Consider the following 18,745-nt stretch of genomic DNA (forward strand, 5'->3'; position numbering starts at 1 on the left):
CCACAAGCTCGCTCCCACACTGAAAGAGGCCCCCGATGAACAACGCTCTGTCCCAGCTCCAGCCCTACCCGTTCGAGAAACTCCGCGCACTGCTCGGCAGCGTGACGCCAAACCCGGACAAGCGTCCGATCGCGCTGTCCATCGGCGAGCCGAAACACCGTTCGCCAAGCTTTGTCGCAGAGGCTTTGGCCAGCAATCTTGAAAAAATGGCCGTGTACCCGACCACACTCGGTATCCCGGAGCTGCGTGAAGCCATCGCTGCATGGTGCGAGCGGCGCTTCGATGTCCCCAAAGGCTGGATCGACCCGGCGCGCAACGTGCTGCCGGTCAACGGTACCCGCGAGGCCTTGTTTGCCTTCACCCAGACCGTAGTCAACCGTGGCGATGACGCGCTGGTAGTCAGCCCGAACCCCTTCTACCAGATCTACGAAGGCGCGGCGTTCCTCGCCGGGGCCAAGCCGCATTACCTGCCGTGCCTGGACGAAAACGGCTTCAACCCGGATTTCGACGCCGTGTCGCCGGACATCTGGAAGCGCTGCCAGATCCTGTTCCTGTGCTCGCCAGGCAACCCGACCGGCGCCTTGATCCCGGTCGACACCCTGAAAAAACTGATCGCCCTGGCCGATGAACACGATTTCGTAATCGCCGCGGACGAGTGCTACAGCGAACTGTATTTCGACGAACAGACTCCACCACCAGGCCTGCTCAGCGCTTGCGCGGAATTGGGCCGCAAGGACTTCAAACGCTGCGTGGTGTTCCACAGCCTGTCCAAGCGTTCAAACCTGCCAGGCCTGCGTTCGGGTTTTGTGGCCGGTGATGCCGACGTCCTCAAGGGATTCCTGCTCTACCGCACCTACCACGGCTGCGCGATGCCGGTTCAAACCCAACTGGCCAGCGTTGCCGCATGGAATGACGAAGTGCACGTGCGTGCCAACCGGGCGCTGTATCGCGAGAAGTTCGATGCGGTGCTGGAAATCCTCAGCCCGGTCATGGACGTACAGCGGCCGGATGGCAGCTTCTATCTGTGGCCGAATGTGGCCGGTGACGACTCAGCGTTCTGCCGCGACCTGTTCGAGGAGGAGCACGTGACGGTGGTACCGGGATCTTATCTGTCGCGGGATGTCGATGGCGTCAACCCGGGGGCCGGACGCGTGCGCATGGCGCTGGTTGCGCCGTTGGCGGAGTGTGTCGAGGCTGCCGAGCGCATTCGTGATTTTGTCACTCGTAATCGATAATCCAAAAACCACCCGCACTGTGCAATGCAGTGCGGGCGACCTTCAACTAGCGCAACACTCTCTAATAGTCAGAAACTTTACCTTCGAATAACCAAAAAACTAATCTCCACGCCGAACCCAAGCGTTTTTTTAACCTTAGGAAGTTATCGACAAGGAGATAGTCAATGCTGAATGAACAGCCCTGCAAAATTATCGGCCCATTAAATGAGCAAGATTCATACGAGACGGCCATCAATGAAAACCCCAGCAATGCCCCCACCGCATCACCAGGTGGTCGAAACAAACGCGGCGTCGCCATTCATTCCAAGTTCTGGGCTAGCCACAGAACGCTGAAAATTGCTTTCCTCAACCCGCCATCCAGCACACACCGTGAGGCAGCGATAAAGGCCATCAAAGTATGGCAACCCTCCATCAATCTCAAACTGGATTTTGTCAACGGCACAGAGGGCGATATCCGTATCACCATGGAGCCGCCCCTTAACTACTCCGCCATTGGCACTGATGCCATGTTGCGCGGTCCTGATGAAAACACAATGAACATCGGCACGGATCCAGAGCACCCCGGATTCGAAGCCACTGTTCTACATGAATTTGGCCATGCGCTGGGGATGCAACATGAACATCAACATCCAAAAGCCGATATTCCATGGAACAAACCCGCCGTCTATGATTTTTACTTATCCGCCTATCAGTGGAGCAAAGAAGAGGTCGATCACAACTTATTCAAATTACTTGAAGACAAACTCACCCGCACGACGGTCTACGATCCAACTTCAATCATGCACTACCCCATATCCAACGAACTTACGACGGGCGATTGGTCGGTACAAAAAAATACGATACTTAGTCAAAATGATCGTCGTCTGATGCGCAAGATTTACCCAAAACAATAATGCAGCCGGATTCAAGACATTACCTACCAACTCACTTTACCGCTCCAAGCCTGGCCTCACTTCGGTCCAATTCCCCCCAACACCTCGCGCAACACGTCATCACCCATCTGGTGATGACGGCTGAGGCTGTACAACTCCAATTGATGGCGATACTCGGACATCATTCGCGCCTTGAGCTCTGCGGCCGTCGAAGAACAACAGCGGCGGCAGAAACAGAAACAGTTCAGGGTCGATTGCCACATGCAAACCCAGCGTCGCCAGGCGAGTAAGGCCCCGGCGGCGGTTTGCATAAACAGTGGTTCCCGGAAAATCGACAGCATTGAAGTGCCATATTGGCCGCTTAGACTACGGGTGTCCCTTGCACCTACGTCGCACAGGTACAGAGTGCCCTGAAACACCGCAACCCCTGTGGGAGCGAGCCTGCTCGCGATGGCTGCGCATCAGCCAACCATGATGCTGGATGTCATGGCCCAATCGCGAGCAGGTTCGCTCCCACAGGTTTTGCGTTTTAACTGAAAGGCCATGGCATAATCCCGGACCAATTATTTCCAGCACCTGCAAAGGGGGCAATTCCTTGACCGTTTCAAGCAAAACGTTGCACCTTTTCGGCATCAAAGCCTGCGACACCATGAAAAAGGCGCGCACCTGGCTCGATGAACACGCTGTCAGCTATGACTTTCATGATTACAAGGCGGTCGGTATCGACCGTGAACACCTGACCCAATGGTGCAGCGAGCACGGTTGGGAAGTGGTGTTGAACCGTGCAGGCACGACCTTTCGCAAGCTCGACGACGAACGCAAAGCCGATCTCGACCAGACGAAAGCCATCGAACTGATGCTCGCACAACCCTCGATGATCAAGCGCCCGGTGCTCGATCTCGGTGACCGAACCCTGATTGGCTTCAAGCCAGATATCTACGCGGCCGCGCTCAAGTAAGCAGCCCGTTCAATTTTGTTAGAGGTATACACATGTCCACTACCCTGTTCAGCCTGGCCTTCGGCGTCGGCACTCAAAACCGTCAAGGCGCATGGCTGGAAGTGTTCTACGCCGCCCCGGTACTCAAGCCATCGGCTGAAGTCCTCGCCGCTATCGCACCGATCCTGGGCTACACCGAAGGCAATCAGGCCATCGCGTTCAGTACCGCACAGGCCTCGCAACTGGCTGAAGCCCTGAAAAGCGTCGACGCTGCCCAGGCGGCCCTGCTGACCCGCCTGGCCGAGAGCCACAAGCCGCTGGTTGCCACCCTGCTGGCTGAAGACGCCCAGCTGTCGTCCACCCCCGAGGCCTACCTCAAGCTGCACCTGCTGAGCCATCGCCTGGTCAAGCCGCACGGCCTGAACCTGACCGGGATTTTCCCGTTGCTGCCAAACGTGGCCTGGACCAGCCAGGGCGCGGTCGACCTGAGCGAGCTGGCCGAACTGCAACTCGAAGCCCGCCTGCGCGGCGAGCTGCTGGAAGTGTTCTCGGTGGACAAGTTCCCGAAAATGACCGACTACGTGGTTCCGGCCGGCGTGCGTATCGCTGACGCGGCGCGTCTGCGCCTGGGCGCTTACGTGGGCGAAGGCACCACCGTGATGCACGAAGGCTTCATCAACTTCAACGCCGGCACCGAAGGCCCGGGCATGATCGAAGGCCGCGTATCCGCTGGCGTATTCGTCGGCAAGGGTTCGGACCTGGGCGGCGGTTGCTCGACCATGGGCACCCTGTCGGGCGGCGGCAACATCGTGATCAAGGTCGGCGAAGGCTGCCTGATTGGCGCCAACGCCGGTATCGGTATCCCGTTGGGCGACCGCAACACCGTCGAATCGGGCCTGTATGTGACCGCCGGCACCAAGGTGGCGCTGCTGGACGAGAACAATCAACTGGTCAAAGTGGTCAAGGCCCGTGAACTGGCTGGCCAGCCGGACCTGCTGTTCCGTCGCAATTCGGAGACCGGTGCCGTGGAATGCAAAACCCACAAATCGGCCATCGAACTGAACGAAGCGCTGCACGCTCACAACTAAGTGCCGCAGGCACCTGTGGGAACGACGGTGCGTCGCTCCCACAAGGTCCGGTGTACATCCGCCCAAGTTCACAGGGCTGAACACATGATGATTCTCTCTCCCTGGCGTGCCGATTTTCCGGCTATCGCCGCCCTGCAACGGCAAGACCAGACCTATCTGGACAACGCCGCCACCACGCAAAAACCTCAAGCCCTGCTCGATGCCCTGGCGCACTACTACGCCAATGGCGCGGCCAACGTGCATCGGGCGCAGCATTTGCCCGGCGCCCACGCCACCCAGGCGTTCGAGGACAGCCGCCGCAAGGTTGCGCAATGGCTCAATACTGGCGATTGCGGGCAGATCATTTTTACCCACGGCGCGACGTCCGCGCTGAATCTACTGGCCTATGGCCTGGAACATCTTTTCAATCCGGGCGACGAGATTGTCATCAGCGCCCTGGAGCATCACGCCAACCTGCTGCCGTGGCAGCAACTGGCGCACCGTCGCGAGCTGAAACTGGTGATCCTGCCGCTGGATGCCGAGGGCGTGATCGACCTTGAAGCCGCGGCCGGTTTGATCGGTCCACGCACGCGTCTGCTGGCGGTCAGTCAACTTTCCAACGTGATTGGCGCGTGGCAGCCGCTGCCTGAATTACTGGCACTGGCCAAGGCGCACAACGTCCTGACCGTGATCGACGGCGCCCAGGGCGTGGTTCATGGTCGCCACGACGTGCAAGCGCTGGGCTGCGACTTTTATGTGTTCTCCAGCCACAAGCTCTACGGCCCCGATGGGTTGGGTGTGCTGTTCGGGCGCAATACGGCGCTGCAACAACTGCGTCCCTGGCAGTTCGGCGGTGAAATGGTGCTCGATGCCAATTATCAAGACGCACGCTTTCGCCCGGCACCGCTGGGTTTCGAGGCCGGGACGCCGCCGATTGCCAGCGTGATCGGCCTTGGCGCGACCCTGGATTACCTCGCCGGACTCGATCAGGACGCCGTGTCCGCCCATGAAGCTGCGCTACATGCCTGCCTGCTCAAGGGCCTGGAGGCGCGCAACGGCATCCGCCTGCTGGGCAAGCCACAAGTGGCGCTGGCCAGTTTCACCGTCGAGGGTGTGCATAACTCCGATCTCGCGCATTTGCTGACCGAACAAGGGATCGCGGTGCGTGCTGGCCATCACTGTGCGATGCCGCTGCTCAAACGCTTCGAACTGGCCGGAGCGATTCGGGTGTCGCTGGCGTTGTACAACGATTCCGAAGACCTGGAGCGGTTCTTCGAAGCCCTGGATCAGGCACTGGAGCTATTGCGATGAACCTGCCCGCCGATGCCGTGACGGCACTGGACACCTTTCAGAAAGCGGCCGGCTGGGAACAACGCGCACGCCTGCTGATGCAATGGGGCGAGCGCCTGCCGGCGTTGAGTGAGGCGCAGATGTGTGATGCCAACCGGGTGCACGGCTGTGAAAGCCAGGTGTGGCTGGTGGGCGAATTGCGCGATGGCCACTGGCAATTCAGCGCCAACAGCGATGCACGGTTGATTCGCGGGTTGGTGGCGTTGCTGCTGGCGCGGGTCAACGGCTTGTCGGCGGCCGAGTTGCAGCAGGTGGATTTGCCGGACTGGTTCAATCAGTTGGGGCTGGGGCGGCAGTTGTCCGAGTCCCGCAGCAATGGTTTGAATGCGGTGCTGCAGCGAATGCGTAGCCTAAGCGACGCGTAGGAGCTGCCGAAGGCTGCGATCCTTGGCGCCTTTGGGCACAACAGCTCTTGAAGATCAAAAGATCGCAGCCTTCGGCAGCTCCTACGGCTTGACCCGCTCCGCCGGCCGCCGCACACCCGCGACAATCTTGTCCACAGCCTTGGTCGCCGCGACCATGCCAAACGTCGCCGTCACCATCATCACCGCGCCAAACCCGCCGGCACAGTCGAGCTTGACCCCATCACCGACAAAACTTTTCTGCAGGCAAATGCTGCCGTCCGGTTTTGGGTAGCGCAGTTGCTCGGTGGAAAACACGCACGGCACGCTGTAATGGCGGGTCACCGTGCGTGAGAAGCCGTAGTCGCGGCGCAGCGTGGAACGTACTTTTGAAGCCAATGGATCATTGAACGTGCGATTGAGGTCGCAGACCTGGATCAACGTCGGGTCAATCTGCCCGCCCGCGCCGCCGGTGGTGATGATCTGGATCTTGCGCCGCTTGCACCAGGCGATCAGCGCGGCCTTGGCGTTGACGCTGTCGATGCAGTCGATTACGCAGTCGATGTTCGGCGTGATGTACTCGGCCATGGTGTCGCGGGTCACGAAGTCAGGCACCGCGTGCACCGTGCAGTCCGGGTTGATCCCGCGCAGACGCTCGGCCATCACCTCGACCTTGGGCTTGCCCACAGTGCTGTCCAGCGCGTGCAACTGGCGATTGGCGTTGCTGACGCAGACGTCGTCGAGGTCGAACAGCGAAATCTCGCCCACGCCACAACGGGCCATGGCTTCCGCCGCCCAGGAACCGACACCACCGACGCCGACGATCGCCACATGGGCCGCGCGCAGGCGCTCAAGGCCTTCGATGCCATACAAACGGGCGATGCCAGCAAACCGCGGATCTTCTGTACTCATGACCATTACCCCAAAAACCGGCGCGCATTATAGGGCCGTCGGCGCCCAAGAGCATCATTGCGCTATGAACGGGCAACATCCACGAAAACTACATCGAACAAAGATTCGCCCTACACGCTCTAACGAAAGAACTTAAACCGACTTGGATTGCCCAATGTCCGGCAATTCCGTGTCCGCTGTACGACTAGAGAATGCCCGGTGTAGGATGCGCGCCCCTTGGCGACCGCCAACCGTTCCTTCGTTCCACAGTCTTTGGAACCCGAAATAACTATGTCATCGCGTAAATTTGGACTCAACCTGGTCGTGGTGCTCGCCATCGCTGCCTTGTTTACCGGCTTCTGGGCGCTGATCAATCGCCCGGTCACCGCCCCCAACTGGCCTGAACAGATCTCCGGTTTCTCGTACTCGCCCTTCCAGCAGGGCCAGTTCCCGCAGAAGGACCAGTTCCCGACCGACGATCAAATGCGTCGCGACCTGGAGATCATGAGCAAGCTGACGGACAACATCCGCATCTACTCGGTCGATGGCACCCTGCAAAACATCCCGAAACTGGCGGAAGAGTTCGGCTTGCGGGTGACCTTGGGGATCTGGATCAGCCCGGACCAGGAACGCAACGAACGGGAAATCACCCGCGCCATTGAAATCGCCAATTCCTCGCGCAGCGTGGTTCGCGTGGTGGTCGGCAACGAGGCCATTTACCGCAAGGAAATCACCGCCCAGGCACTCAGCGTCATGCTCGATCGCGTGCGCGCTGCCGTGAAAGTGCCGGTGACCACGTCCGAACAGTGGCACGTGTGGGAAGAACATCCGGAACTGGCCAGGCACGTCGACCTGATCGCCGCGCACATCCTGCCTTACTGGGAGTTCGTCCCGATGGACAAGGCCGGGCAGTTCGTCCTGGATCGCGCCCGCGACTTGAAAAAGATGTTCCCGAAAAAACCACTGCTGCTGTCCGAGGTGGGCTGGCCGAGCAACGGCCGCATGCGCGGCGGCGCCGATGCCTCACCGGCGGACCAGGCGATCTACCTGAGAACCCTGGTCAACAAGCTCAACCGCCAGGGCTTCAACTACTTCGTGATCGAAGCGTTTGACCAGCCGTGGAAAGTCAGCGACGAAGGTTCCGTCGGCGCCTACTGGGGCGTGTTCAACGCCGCGCGCCAGCAGAAATTCAACTTCGAAGGCCCGGTGGTAGCGATTCCGCAATGGCGCGTATTGGCCATTGGCTCGGTGGTATTGGCGCTGTTGTCGCTGACCCTGCTGATGATCGACGGATCGGCCTTGCGCCAGCGCGGTCGCACGTTCCTGACCTTCATTGCGTTCCTGTGCGGTTCGGTGCTGGTGTGGATCGGTTACGACTACAGCCAGCAATACAGCACCTGGTTCAGCCTGACCGTGGGCTTCTTGCTCGCCCTCGGTGCGCTCGGGGTGTTTATCGTGCTGCTGACCGAAGCCCATGAACTGGCCGAAGCGGTGTGGGTGCACAAGCGCCGGCGCGAGTTCCTGCCGGTGGAAGGCGACTCCAGCTACCGCCCGAAAGTGTCGATTCACGTGCCCTGCTACAACGAACCGCCGGAGATGGTCAAACAGACCCTCAACGCCCTGGCCAACCTCGACTATCCGGACTTCGAAGTCCTGATCATCGACAACAACACCAAGGACCCGGCGGTCTGGGAACCGGTGCGCGATTACTGCGAAACCCTCGGCCCGCGCTTCAAGTTCTTCCACGTCGCACCGCTGGCCGGCTTCAAGGGCGGCGCGCTGAACTACCTGATCCCGCACACCGCCAAGGATGCCGAAGTGATCGCGGTGATCGACTCCGATTACTGCGTGCACCCGAACTGGCTCAAGCACATGGTGCCGCACTTCGCCGACCCGAAAATCGCCGTGGTGCAGTCGCCGCAGGATTACCGCGACCAGAACGAAAGCACCTTCAAGAAGCTCTGCTACGCGGAATACAAAGGCTTCTTCCACATCGGCATGGTCACCCGCAACGACCGTGACGCGATCATCCAGCACGGCACCATGACCATGACCCGTCGCTCGGTGCTCGAAGAACTGGGCTGGGCCGACTGGTGCATCTGTGAAGACGCCGAACTGGGCCTGCGGGTATTCGAAAAAGGCCTGTCGGCGGCGTATTACCACACCAGCTACGGCAAGGGCCTGATGCCCGATACCTTCATCGACTTCAAGAAACAGCGTTTCCGCTGGGCCTACGGAGCGATCCAGATCATCAAGCGTCACACCGCCAGCCTGCTGCGCGGCAAAGACACCGAGCTGACCCGTGGCCAACGCTACCACTTCCTCGCAGGCTGGTTGCCGTGGGTGGCGGACGGCATGAACATCTTCTTCACCGTCGGCGCGCTGTTGTGGTCGGCGGCGATGATCATCGTGCCGCAACGGGTCGATCCGCCGCTGCTGATCTTCGCAATCCCGCCATTGGCGCTGTTCGTGTTCAAAGTCGCCAAAATCATCTTCCTCTACCGTCGTGCGGTCGGAGTGAATTTGAAGGATGCCTTCTGCGCGGCGCTGGCCGGTCTGGCGTTGTCCCACACCATCGCCAAAGCGGTGCTGTACGGCTTCTTCACCAGCAGCATTCCGTTCTTCCGTACGCCGAAGAATGCCGACAACCACGGCTTCTGGGTGGCGATTTCCGAAGCACGGGAAGAGATGTTCATCATGCTGTTGTTGTGGGGCGCGGCGCTGGGGATCTTCCTGGTGCAGGGCCTGCCGAGCAACGACATGCGCTTCTGGGTCACCATGCTGCTGGTGCAGTCGCTGCCGTACGTCGCGGCGCTGATCATGGCGTTCCTGTCGTCGCTGCCGAAACCGACCGCCGAACCTGAAACGGCACCCGTCGTCTAAATCTCTGCGGATGCACTAAACGGCGGCCAATGGTCGCCGTTTTGCTTTAAGATAAGCGCCATTTTGCGGGGCTTGGCGTGATACAGGTCGTACTGACCGCACACAATTCCTGTGGGAGCGGGCTTGCTCGCGAATGCGTTGTAACAGTCCAGGAGTATGTTGACTGACACACCGCATTCGCGAGCAAGTCGAAGCGTCGAACCGCCGCCCCCATATTAAAAGCCAAAGCCCATATCTAATGATTTCCGGAGTTTTCCATGACGGCCCACGCCGACCTTTCGCCGACCCTCCAACTCGCCATCGACCTGATCCGCCGTCCGTCCGTGACGCCGATCGACGCCGATTGCCAGAAGCAGATGATGCAGCGCCTGGGCGATGCCGGTTTCACCCTGGAACCGATGCGCATCGAAGATGTGGATAACTTCTGGGCCACCCACGGCCAGGACGACGGTCCGGTGCTGTGCTTCGCCGGCCACACCGACGTGGTCCCGACCGGCCCGGTGGCGGCCTGGCAGATCGAGCCGTTCAACGCGCTGATCGACGAACACGGCATGCTCTGTGGCCGTGGCGCCGCCGACATGAAAGGCAGCCTCGCCGCCATGACCGTCGCCTCCGAGCGCTTTGTCACCGACTACCCGAATCACAAGGGCAAAGTCGCCTTCCTGATCACCAGCGACGAAGAAGGCCCGGCGCACCACGGCACCAAGGCCGTTGTTGAGCGCCTGGCCGCGCGCAAGGAACGCCTGGACTGGTGCATCGTCGGCGAACCGTCGAGCACCACCCTGGTGGGTGACGTGGTCAAGAACGGCCGTCGCGGCTCCCTCGGCGCCAAGCTGACCGTGCGCGGTGTGCAGGGCCACGTGGCCTACCCGCACCTGGCGAAGAACCCGATCCACCTCGCAGCCCCGGCCCTGGCGGAACTGGCTGCCGAGCATTGGGACCACGGCAACGACTTCTTCCCGCCAACCAGTTTCCAGATCTCCAACGTCAACGCCGGTACCGGCGCGACCAACGTGATCCCGGGTGACCTGGTGGCGGTGTTCAACTTCCGCTTTTCTACCGAGTCGACAGTCGAAGGCCTGCAAAAGCGCGTCGCCGACATCCTCGACAAGCATGGCCTGGACTGGCACATCGACTGGGCGCTGTCTGGCCTGCCGTTCCTCACCGAACCGGGCGCGCTGCTCGACGCGGTGTCGGCGAGCATCAAGGACATCACCGGTCGTGAAACCAAGGCGTCCACCAGCGGTGGTACCTCCGATGGCCGCTTCATCGCGACCATGGGCACCCAAGTGGTTGAACTGGGCCCGGTCAACGCGACCATCCACCAGGTCAACGAGCGCGTACTGGCCGCCGATCTCGACGTGCTGACCGAGATCTACTACCAGACCCTGATCAAGTTGCTCGCCTGATGCTTGCGTGCCCGATCTGCAGTGAGCCGCTCAATGCGGTGGACAACGGCGTGGCCTGCCCCGCCGGGCATCGTTTCGACCGCGCTCGCCAGGGTTACTTGAACCTGTTGCCGGTGCAGCACAAAAACAGCCGCGACCCTGGGGATAACCAGGCGATGGTCGAAGCCCGCCGCGACTTCCTGAACGCCGGGCACTACGCCCCGGTGGCCAAGCGTCTGGCGGAACTGGCTGCTGGTTATGCACCGCAGCACTGGCTGGACATCGGTTGTGGCGAGGGTTACTACACCGCGCAAATCGCCGAGGCACTGCCATATGCCGAAGGTTATGCCCTGGACATCTCCCGGGAAGCGGTCAAACGCGCCTGCAAACGCAACCCGAAGCTGACCTGGTTGATCGCCAGCATGGCGCGGGTGCCGCTGGCTTCCGGCAGTTGCCAGTTCCTGGCCAGTGTCTTCAGCCCGCTGGACTGGGAAGAAGCCAAGCGCCTGCTCAGTGTTGGCGGCGGCCTGATGAAAGTCGGGCCAACCAGCGGCCACCTGATGGAACTGCGTGAGCGGCTGTACGACGAAGTGCGCGAGTACATTGACGACAAGCACCTGGACCTGGTGCCGGAAGGCATGGCATTGGCGCACAGCGAGACGCTGACGTTCAAGCTGACGCTGGTCAGCAGTCAGGACCGCGCCAACCTGCTGGCCATGACGCCCCACGGCTGGCGCGCCAGTGCCGAGCGTCGTGCTGCCGTTATCGAACAGGCCGAGCCGTTCGAGGTCACCGTGTCGATGCGCTACGATTATTTCGTTCTTCAATAACTTTCTATCTTTTGGTCTCGGGCAAATGCTCAAGACCGGCTAAATCCGCGAATGGATTTTTCAGACCCGCAGTGAGGACATCCATGCGCCAACCCGATATCGAGATTTACCTGAAAGACGCCGACGTCGACCACAAGGCCATTTCCGCCTGGCTGGGTGCGGCATTGGGCCCGTGCACCGATTGGGTCCAGAAGGGCCAGACCTACAAGTGCACGGCTGGCAACGTGCCAGTGACCTGGCTGCCAAAAGCCGTCGGCAAGTGGAACAGCCTGTACCTGGAAAGCGACCAGACCCCGTGGGACGACGACATCGCCTGCGCTCGCGCTGCGTTTGCCGCGCTGAACGTGGAAGTGCGTTGCGCACCGGGCACCTGGGTCGAGGAAGAAGGTGAAGAGACAGCGGACCGCTGGATTCGCATCAGTGTCGATGGTGAAGAAGAAATCACCTGGAAAACCGCATAAAAGCAAAAAGATCGCAGCCTGCGGCAGCTCCTACAAGGTTATGTGTACACCTGTAGGAGCTGCCGCAGGCTGCGATCTTTTGATCTTGAAAGTTACAACCCCACCACATCCTCAGCCTGCAACCCCTTCTGCCCTTCCACCACCGCGTATTCAACCTGCTGGCCTTCGGTCAGCGAACGGTGGCCTTCACCGCGAATCGCGCGGTAGTGCACGAACACGTCCACCCCGTCCTCGCGCTGAATGAAGCCGTAGCCCTTGGCGTCGTTGAACCACTTCACATTGCCGGTTTCGCGTATTGCCATTTGTTCATACTCCCTTTTTATTATTGATCGGGCTTTTCGCAGGAAAGCCTCGGGAACGTCAGCCTGCGCATACCGGTCCCATGAGGGCAACGGCGACAGAGCGTCGAGTATATGACAGACGTTAAAACTCTCAACAGGAGTTTACTTCGCCGCTTTTTTGCCGATTTTAAGCGAATCCGGCACACTATCGCCCTCCCGAGCAAACGCTTGGTTTTATTCACTCACGCAGAAGCCGTATGACCCGCTCCCCGTTCCGCCGTCTTGTGTTTGGCACCCTGCGCCGACTGTTGTACCTCTGGGTTCGCTCCGAGACGATCAACCAGTCGTCGTTCACCCTCAACCTCGACCGCAGTCGTCCGGTGTTCTACGTCCTGCAAAACCCTTCGCTGACCGACCTCGCCGTGGTCGACACCGAATGCAGCAAGGCCGGCCTGCCACGTCCGGTATTGCCGGTATCGGTGGGCAACCTGCTGGAACCTGCCGCGTTCTTCTACCTGACACCGGACCCCGACTGGCTCGGCCGTCAGGACAAGCGCGGCGCGCCGCCGACACTGACCCGCCTGGTCAGCGCCCTGAGCCAGAACGCCGCAGAAGATGCGCAGATCATTCCGGTCAGTGTGTTCTGGGGCCAGTCGCCAGACAGCGAAAACAGCCCTTGGAAACTCCTGTTCGCCGACAGCTGGGCCGTTACCGGGCGCCTGCGTCGCTTGCTGAGCGTCATCGTGCTGGGACGCAAGACCCGCGTGCAATTCTCCGCGCCGATTCACCTGCGCGAACTGATCGAGCACGACAAGGGCCACGAGCGCACCGTGCGCATGGTCCAGCGCATCCTGCGGGTGCACTTTCGCAACCTGAAGGCCGCGGTGATCGGCCCGGACATTTCCCACCGCCGCAACCTGGTCAAAGGCCTGCTGAACCAGCCACAGGTCAAACAAGCGATCCTCGACGAAGCCGAGCGCGAGAACATCTCGCCTGAGAAAGCCAAAGCCCAGGCGCTGCGCTACGGCAACGAAATCGCCTCGGACTACACCTACACGGCGATCCGTTTTATGGAAGTGGTGCTGAGCTGGTTCTGGAACAAGATCTACGACGGCATCAAGGTCAATCACATCGAAGGTGTGCAGAAGGTCGCCCCGGGTCACGAAGTGATCTATGTGCCGTGCCACCGCAGCCACATCGACTATCTGCTGCTGTCCTATCTGCTGTTTCGCAACGGCCTGACCCCGCCGCACATTGCCGCCGGCATCAACCTGAACATGCCGGTGATCGGCGGCCTGCTGCGTCGCGGCGGCGCGTTTTTCATGCGCCGCACGTTCAAGGGCAACCCGCTGTACACCTCGGTGTTCAACGAATACCTGCACACTCTGTTCACCAAGGGCTTCCCGGTGGAGTACTTCGTCGAGGGCGGCCGTTCGCGCACCGGGCGCATGCTGCAACCGAAGACCGGGATGCTGGCGATCACGCTGCGCAGCTTCCTGCGTTCGTCGCGCATGCCCATCGTCTTCGTGCCGGTGTACATCGGCTACGAGCGCGTACTGGAAGGTCGAACCTATCTTGGCGAGTTGCGCGGTGCGGCCAAGAAGAAAGAGTCGATCTTCGATATCTTCAAAGTGATTGGTGCGCTCAAGCAGCGCTTCGGCCAGGTGGCGGTGAACTTCGGCGAGCCGATCAAGCTGGCGGAATTCCTCGACGGCGAACAGCCGGACTGGCGCCAACAGGAGCTCGGCCCGCAGTTCAGACCCGCCTGGCTCAACGAAACCACCAACCGCCTCGGCGAAAAAGTCGCCCGGCACTTGAACGAAGCGGCGGCGATCAACCCGGTCAATCTGGTGGCACTGGCGCTGCTGTCGACCACCCGGCTGGCGCTGGATGACCGGGCCATGGCGCGAGTGCTGGACCTGTACCTGGCGCTGCTGCGCAAGGTCCCGTACTCGCCGCACACCACCTTGCCGGAAGGCGATGGCCGGGCGCTGATCGAGCATGTGAAGGACATGGACCTGCTGTCCGAGCAGAGCGATGCCCTGGGCAAGATTCTCTATCTGGACGAGCAGAACGCCGTCCTGATGACCTACTACCGCAACAACGTTTTGCACATCTTCGCCCTGCCTGCGCTACTGGCGAGCTTTTTCCAGAGCGCTTCGCGCATGAGCCGTGAACAGATCCTGCGCTACACCCGCGCGCTGTATCCCTACCTGCAAGCGGAGTTGTTCATTCGCTGGTCGCTGGACGAACTGGATACCGTAATCGATCAATGGCTGGCGGCCTTCGTCGAACAAGGCCTGCTGCGCTTCGAGAATGACCTGTACCTGCGCCCGGCGCCAAGCTCGCGGCATTTCGTGCTGCTGACGCTGCTGTCGAAAAGCATCGCCCAGACCTTGCAACGCTTCTACATGACCGTGTCCCTGCTGCTCAACAGCGGCCAGAACAGCATCAGCGCCGAAGAACTGGAAGACCTGTGCACGGTCATGGCCCAGCGCCTGTCGATCCTGCATGGCCTGAACGCCCCGGAGTTCTTCGACAAGAGCCTGTTCCGCCACTTCATCCAGACCATGCTCGACCTCGACGTGCTCAAGCGCGATGAGGCAGGCAAACTGAGCTATCACGAACTGCTCGGTGAACTGGCCGAAGGCGCGGCCAAACGGGTGTTGCCGGCGGAGATTCGTTTGTCGATTCGGCAGGTGGCGTTGCATCGCAGTGAAGATGCGGCGGAGTTGGTAACGCCAGCCTGAATCACCCGGATCACCGTGCGTGGGTTTTATGGCTGAAAGCAAGGACGCTTCTGACTCATGCCGCGCCCTCTTCGCCCTGCTTGCAGGAATTACCCTACACAGAAGTCGCTGCCTCGAGCCTATGCTGGGCGCTCGTCAATACCGACGATCAATCGATAAGGAAATCAATATGGGCGACGAACCCGTAAAGACCATTGATGGCAAAGTAAATTATCTCGAAAAGATTGGGCTGCCACTTAACTCGACTCTTCATGTCCGCCTGCTGGATGTCAGCCTGCAAGATGTCGCCGCCAAGGAACTGGCCGTACAGATCACTCCCAATGCAGAAAATGTCGGGCTGAACTTCAACCTGACGTACAAGCTTGCCGATGTCCTGCCCGGCCATACCTATGCAATCAACGCGAGCATCTCCCACGAAGACCGTCTGATCTTCACCACCACTCAACAGCACCGGGTGGAATTGGGTGTCGATTATGTGAAGGGGCAGGAAGTGCTGGTCAACCGCGTCTGAGAACACTCCCGAGGCAAGTTGGGCGATATCCCCGGTAAAATCCGTTAAATTGTCATTGGCGCCGGTCTACTTCGGGTGCCAATGACAAGGATCCGCTTCATGAAAACGCTCTCTCTCCTCGGGCTTACGGTTTTGCTCGGCGCCTGCCAATCCATGCAATCTGCCCCGAAAGCCAGCCTCGACGGCGAAATCTTTTACCTGCAACGCAGCGCCCTGCCGCCCACCGCCACGCTGAGCGTGAGCTTGCAGGACGTGTCCCTGGCCGACGCACCGGCCATTGTCCTCGACGAACAGAAAGGTCAGGTCAAAGGCCAGGTGCCACTACCGTTTCATCTGAGTTACGATCCGGCACAGGTCAAACCAGGTCATCGCTACTCGGTCAGCGCGCACATCGAAGTCGACGGCAAGCTGATGTTCATCACCACCGAAAACCATGCCGTGCAGCTTGATGGCAAGGACCCGCAACCGCTGAAAATCCGCGTCGACGCCGTTCGCTAATTCTCTTTTTTGAACAAGGAAGCTGCCATGCTCCGCCCTACCCTTCGCTTCGCCGGCCTGTGCGCTGGCTTGATGATCTGTGCCAACGCCCTGGCGCTGTCCCTCACCGACCTGTCACAGAAAGACGCCACCGGCGGGCTAAAGGACGCACTGACCCAAGGTGCGCAACTGGCCGTCAAACAACTCGGCACCCCGGGTGGCTTCAGCAACAACCCCGACGTAAAAATCGAACTGCCGGGCAAGCTGGGCAAAGTCGCGAGCAAGATGAAACAGTTCGGCATGGGTGACCAGGTCGACGAACTGGAAGCCAGCATGAACAAAGCGGCGGAAAGCGCCGTGATCCAGGCCCAGCCGATCCTTGTGGATGCCGTGAAGAAAATGACCGTGGAAGACGCCAAGGGCATCCTCAGCGGCGGCAACGATTCAGCCACCCAATACCTGAGCAAAACCAGCCGCGAACAAATCCGCACCAAGTTCCTGCCCATCGTCAAGCAAGCCACCGACAAGGTTGGCCTGGCCCAGCAGTACAACTCGTTCGCCGGGCAAGCAGCGACAATGGGCGTTGTGGATGCGAAGAATGCCAACGTCGAAAACTACGTCACCGAGCAGGCGTTGAATGGCTTGTTCGAGATGATCGGCAAACAGGAAGAAACCATCCGCCAGAACCCGGCGGCTGCGGCAACCAGTTTGGCGAAGAAGGTGTTTGGCACGCTCTAAGCCCCGAGAAACCGCTGTGGTAGCAAGCCTGAACTGGTGCGCTGCATAGCAGTGAAGATGAGGCGGGGTTTGTCGAGCGCAACTGACCTTCACCTTTCCCGGAAACAAGGACGTTTCTGATCAAATCCGTCTGCGATTCGCCTTCTCACAGAGAGTTTTTCCTACGCAAGGCTTGATTGCTTTGGGGATACGCTCAGCGCTCGTCATTTCGACGAACCAACGGATAAGGAAATCATTATGACGCAACATAGAATCAACGCGCTCCTGCACTTTCCTCCGGACTACGAAGTACCGGAAGGCTGCGACATCAATATCAGAGTACAAAACATTACCAACAGAACTGTGCCGATCCTTCACGGCATATGGGGCAGTAACACACTACCCTCGGCACGTCCCATCAATTTCGGTGTCAGTGTCGATTCAAACCTGAATGCCGTCGGAAGTCGCTATGTCATCAACGTAAAAATTTCCCACCAGAACACCGCGCTCTTGCTGGATATAGAGCGAGAATTCCACTGGGCAGGAGGGGATCACGACGCAGACATTTATTTGAGCCCCGTGGGCTACATCGCCGTGGAAAAGACCTGGATGCCGAGAATCGGTTACCCTGCCGACTCGAAACTGTATGTAAAGCTGATTGAACCCGTTAGCGATGAGAACGACGAGACCCTCGTGTGTGAAGGGGTCGGCTTGACCGGGGAGCCTAATTTCTATCTGAAATATGACCCGTCCATGATCAAACCGGGCCGACTTTACACGCTGGTCGGCTCATTTGAGACCTATGGCCAGCGCCGACTGTCGCTGGGGCTTCATCCAGCGAAACTGATACTGAAGCCTAATGATGTTGTTCATCTTGCAGATTTCGGTGCCTCTACCTGAAAGCCTGCGGATCGACACTTGACGCAAGATCCACTTATTTCATGCCACAGGCGTAGTGGATACGACGAATGCCAACGTCGAAAACTACGTCACCGAGCAGGCGTTGAATGGCTTGTTCGAGATGATCGGCAAACAGGAAGAAACCATCCGCCAGAACCCGGCGGCTGCGGCAACCAGTTTGGCGAAATAGGTGTTTGGAACCTTGTAATTATTATCTGTCCGCAACACCAAAGAAGCCCCCTGAATCTGTGAAGGTCAGCGGGCTTTTTCGTCTTCCGTTGTTTTCTATTACCGCGGACCGTGACCGCCCCTCGAGGACTTAGTAGAAGTGAGAACGTTTCTGCTATATCAGACACACTCTTCGTCACAGATTGCAGGAATTGCCCTACATAAAATTCGTGGTGTCGACTCTATGGTTAGCACTCGTCAATACCGACGATTCTTTGAAAGGGAAATCAAAATGAATAGGGAAAAAGAAGTTACCGGCAACGTGGTTTATTTCGAAAAAGTTGACCTTCGACCTGGCTCGTCCCTCCATGTCAGCTTAGTGGATACCACTCAGTCAAATGCTCTGAAAACGCTGGCTACAGAGATCTATTCCAATGTGAATAACGACATCATGGAATACACATTGAGTTACGACCTTGCAAAACTGCAGTACGGGAACACCTACTCCATCAGTGCAAACATCCTCTATGAAGACCAAGTGGTCTTCACCTCCACGAAACCTGTACCAGTGGATTTGAGCGCGGATATGATGTGGGTCAAAGATGTGGTGGTGAGCATCGTTAGTGTTTCGCCAGGCGCATAACCGGCAGTTTTGCTGAAGTTGTCGTTGGCGCCGCCTGTCCCCG

At 59.3% G+C, this 18,745-nt stretch carries 18 protein-coding genes and 1 pseudogene; 17 read left to right on the forward strand and 2 right to left on the reverse strand.

The annotated features are described in order from the left end of the window. Positions 1–35: 35 nt before the first annotated feature. The 6 genes from dapC to ACM6G4_RS13570 all read left to right on the forward strand — a co-directional run bounded on the left by dapC (position 36) and on the right by ACM6G4_RS13570 (position 5,826). Positions 36–1,235, forward strand: a complete 1,200-nt coding sequence (gene dapC, locus ACM6G4_RS13545) for a succinyldiaminopimelate transaminase (RefSeq protein ID WP_414913870.1) — start codon at positions 36–38, stop codon at positions 1,233–1,235. Positions 1,236–1,399: 164 nt separating this feature from the next. Then, on the forward strand, positions 1,400–2,128 hold the full coding sequence (locus tag ACM6G4_RS13550) for a M12 family metallopeptidase (RefSeq protein WP_056720987.1): 729 nt from the start codon (positions 1,400–1,402) through the stop codon (positions 2,126–2,128). Between the two features lie 574 nt (positions 2,129–2,702). Continuing rightward, entirely contained in the window at positions 2,703–3,065 is a 363-nt protein-coding gene (locus ACM6G4_RS13555; protein WP_007978403.1) for an ArsC family reductase, read from the forward strand. Positions 3,066–3,097: 32 nt separating this feature from the next. After that, positions 3,098–4,132: a 2,3,4,5-tetrahydropyridine-2,6-dicarboxylate N-succinyltransferase gene (gene dapD / locus ACM6G4_RS13560; RefSeq protein WP_056720988.1), complete on the forward strand. Its 1,035-nt coding sequence runs from the start codon at positions 3,098–3,100 to the stop codon at positions 4,130–4,132. A gap of 84 nt (positions 4,133–4,216) precedes the next feature. Next, positions 4,217–5,422 (forward strand): aminotransferase class V-fold PLP-dependent enzyme, encoded by a 1,206-nt coding sequence (locus ACM6G4_RS13565; protein WP_414913871.1) that lies wholly within the window; start codon positions 4,217–4,219, stop codon positions 5,420–5,422. After that, positions 5,419–5,826: a SufE family protein gene (locus ACM6G4_RS13570; protein WP_056720991.1), complete on the forward strand. Its 408-nt coding sequence runs from the start codon at positions 5,419–5,421 to the stop codon at positions 5,824–5,826. The genes ACM6G4_RS13565 and ACM6G4_RS13570 overlap by 4 nt, the downstream gene beginning before the upstream one ends. 81 nt (positions 5,827–5,907) lie before the next feature. On the opposite strand, the gene tcdA is transcribed toward ACM6G4_RS13570, so the two are convergent. Further along, positions 5,908–6,720: a tRNA cyclic N6-threonylcarbamoyladenosine(37) synthase TcdA gene (gene tcdA / locus ACM6G4_RS13575; RefSeq protein WP_056720994.1), complete on the reverse strand. Its 813-nt coding sequence runs from the start codon at positions 6,718–6,720 to the stop codon at positions 5,908–5,910. A 264-nt stretch (positions 6,721–6,984) separates the two neighbouring features. Between tcdA and ACM6G4_RS13580 the strand changes: the two genes are divergently transcribed. The 4 genes from ACM6G4_RS13580 to ACM6G4_RS13595 all read left to right on the forward strand — a co-directional run bounded on the left by ACM6G4_RS13580 (position 6,985) and on the right by ACM6G4_RS13595 (position 12,255). After that, on the forward strand, positions 6,985–9,576 hold the full coding sequence (locus ACM6G4_RS13580; RefSeq protein ID WP_223542167.1) for a glycosyltransferase: 2,592 nt from the start codon (positions 6,985–6,987) through the stop codon (positions 9,574–9,576). A gap of 257 nt (positions 9,577–9,833) precedes the next feature. Further along, positions 9,834–10,985: a succinyl-diaminopimelate desuccinylase gene (gene dapE / locus ACM6G4_RS13585; RefSeq protein WP_414913872.1), complete on the forward strand. Its 1,152-nt coding sequence runs from the start codon at positions 9,834–9,836 to the stop codon at positions 10,983–10,985. Further along, complete coding sequence (locus tag ACM6G4_RS13590; RefSeq protein WP_414913873.1) at positions 10,985–11,794, forward strand: putative RNA methyltransferase; 810 nt, start codon at positions 10,985–10,987, stop codon at positions 11,792–11,794. The genes dapE and ACM6G4_RS13590 overlap by 1 nt, the downstream gene beginning before the upstream one ends. 83 nt (positions 11,795–11,877) lie before the next feature. Next, positions 11,878–12,255 (forward strand): hypothetical protein, encoded by a 378-nt coding sequence (locus tag ACM6G4_RS13595; RefSeq protein ID WP_056721000.1) that lies wholly within the window; start codon positions 11,878–11,880, stop codon positions 12,253–12,255. A gap of 92 nt (positions 12,256–12,347) precedes the next feature. Here ACM6G4_RS13595 and ACM6G4_RS13600 read toward each other — a convergent pair whose 3' ends face one another. Beyond that, a complete protein-coding gene (locus ACM6G4_RS13600) occupies positions 12,348–12,557 on the reverse strand; it encodes a cold shock domain-containing protein (RefSeq protein ID WP_414913874.1) in 210 nt (69 codons plus the stop codon). Positions 12,558–12,793: 236 nt separating this feature from the next. Here ACM6G4_RS13600 and plsB point away from each other — a divergent pair, with 236 nt between their 5' ends. From plsB to ACM6G4_RS13635, 7 genes and pseudogenes are all read left to right on the forward strand, one after another. Continuing rightward, positions 12,794–15,286: a glycerol-3-phosphate 1-O-acyltransferase PlsB gene (plsB, locus tag ACM6G4_RS13605; protein WP_414913875.1), complete on the forward strand. Its 2,493-nt coding sequence runs from the start codon at positions 12,794–12,796 to the stop codon at positions 15,284–15,286. 169 nt (positions 15,287–15,455) lie between these two features. Further along, on the forward strand, positions 15,456–15,797 hold the full coding sequence (locus ACM6G4_RS13610) for a YbaY family lipoprotein (RefSeq protein WP_414913876.1): 342 nt from the start codon (positions 15,456–15,458) through the stop codon (positions 15,795–15,797). A gap of 99 nt (positions 15,798–15,896) precedes the next feature. After that, a complete protein-coding gene (locus ACM6G4_RS13615) occupies positions 15,897–16,295 on the forward strand; it encodes a YbaY family lipoprotein (protein ID WP_414913877.1) in 399 nt (132 codons plus the stop codon). Positions 16,296–16,322: 27 nt separating this feature from the next. Continuing rightward, positions 16,323–17,012: a DUF4197 domain-containing protein gene (locus tag ACM6G4_RS13620; RefSeq protein WP_414913878.1), complete on the forward strand. Its 690-nt coding sequence runs from the start codon at positions 16,323–16,325 to the stop codon at positions 17,010–17,012. Between the two features lie 237 nt (positions 17,013–17,249). Further along, positions 17,250–17,891 (forward strand): hypothetical protein, encoded by a 642-nt coding sequence (locus ACM6G4_RS13625; protein WP_056721008.1) that lies wholly within the window; start codon positions 17,250–17,252, stop codon positions 17,889–17,891. Between the two features lie 49 nt (positions 17,892–17,940). Beyond that, positions 17,941–18,081, forward strand: a pseudogene (locus ACM6G4_RS13630) (DUF4197 family protein); the annotation flags it as partial. A gap of 270 nt (positions 18,082–18,351) precedes the next feature. Continuing rightward, positions 18,352–18,702: a YbaY family lipoprotein gene (locus tag ACM6G4_RS13635; protein WP_414913879.1), complete on the forward strand. Its 351-nt coding sequence runs from the start codon at positions 18,352–18,354 to the stop codon at positions 18,700–18,702. Positions 18,703–18,745: the final 43 nt, after the last annotated feature.

The sequence above is a fragment of the Pseudomonas sp. IT-P258 genome (genome assembly GCF_949767825.1).
Lineage (GTDB): Bacteria > Pseudomonadota > Gammaproteobacteria > Pseudomonadales > Pseudomonadaceae > Aquipseudomonas > Aquipseudomonas monachiensis.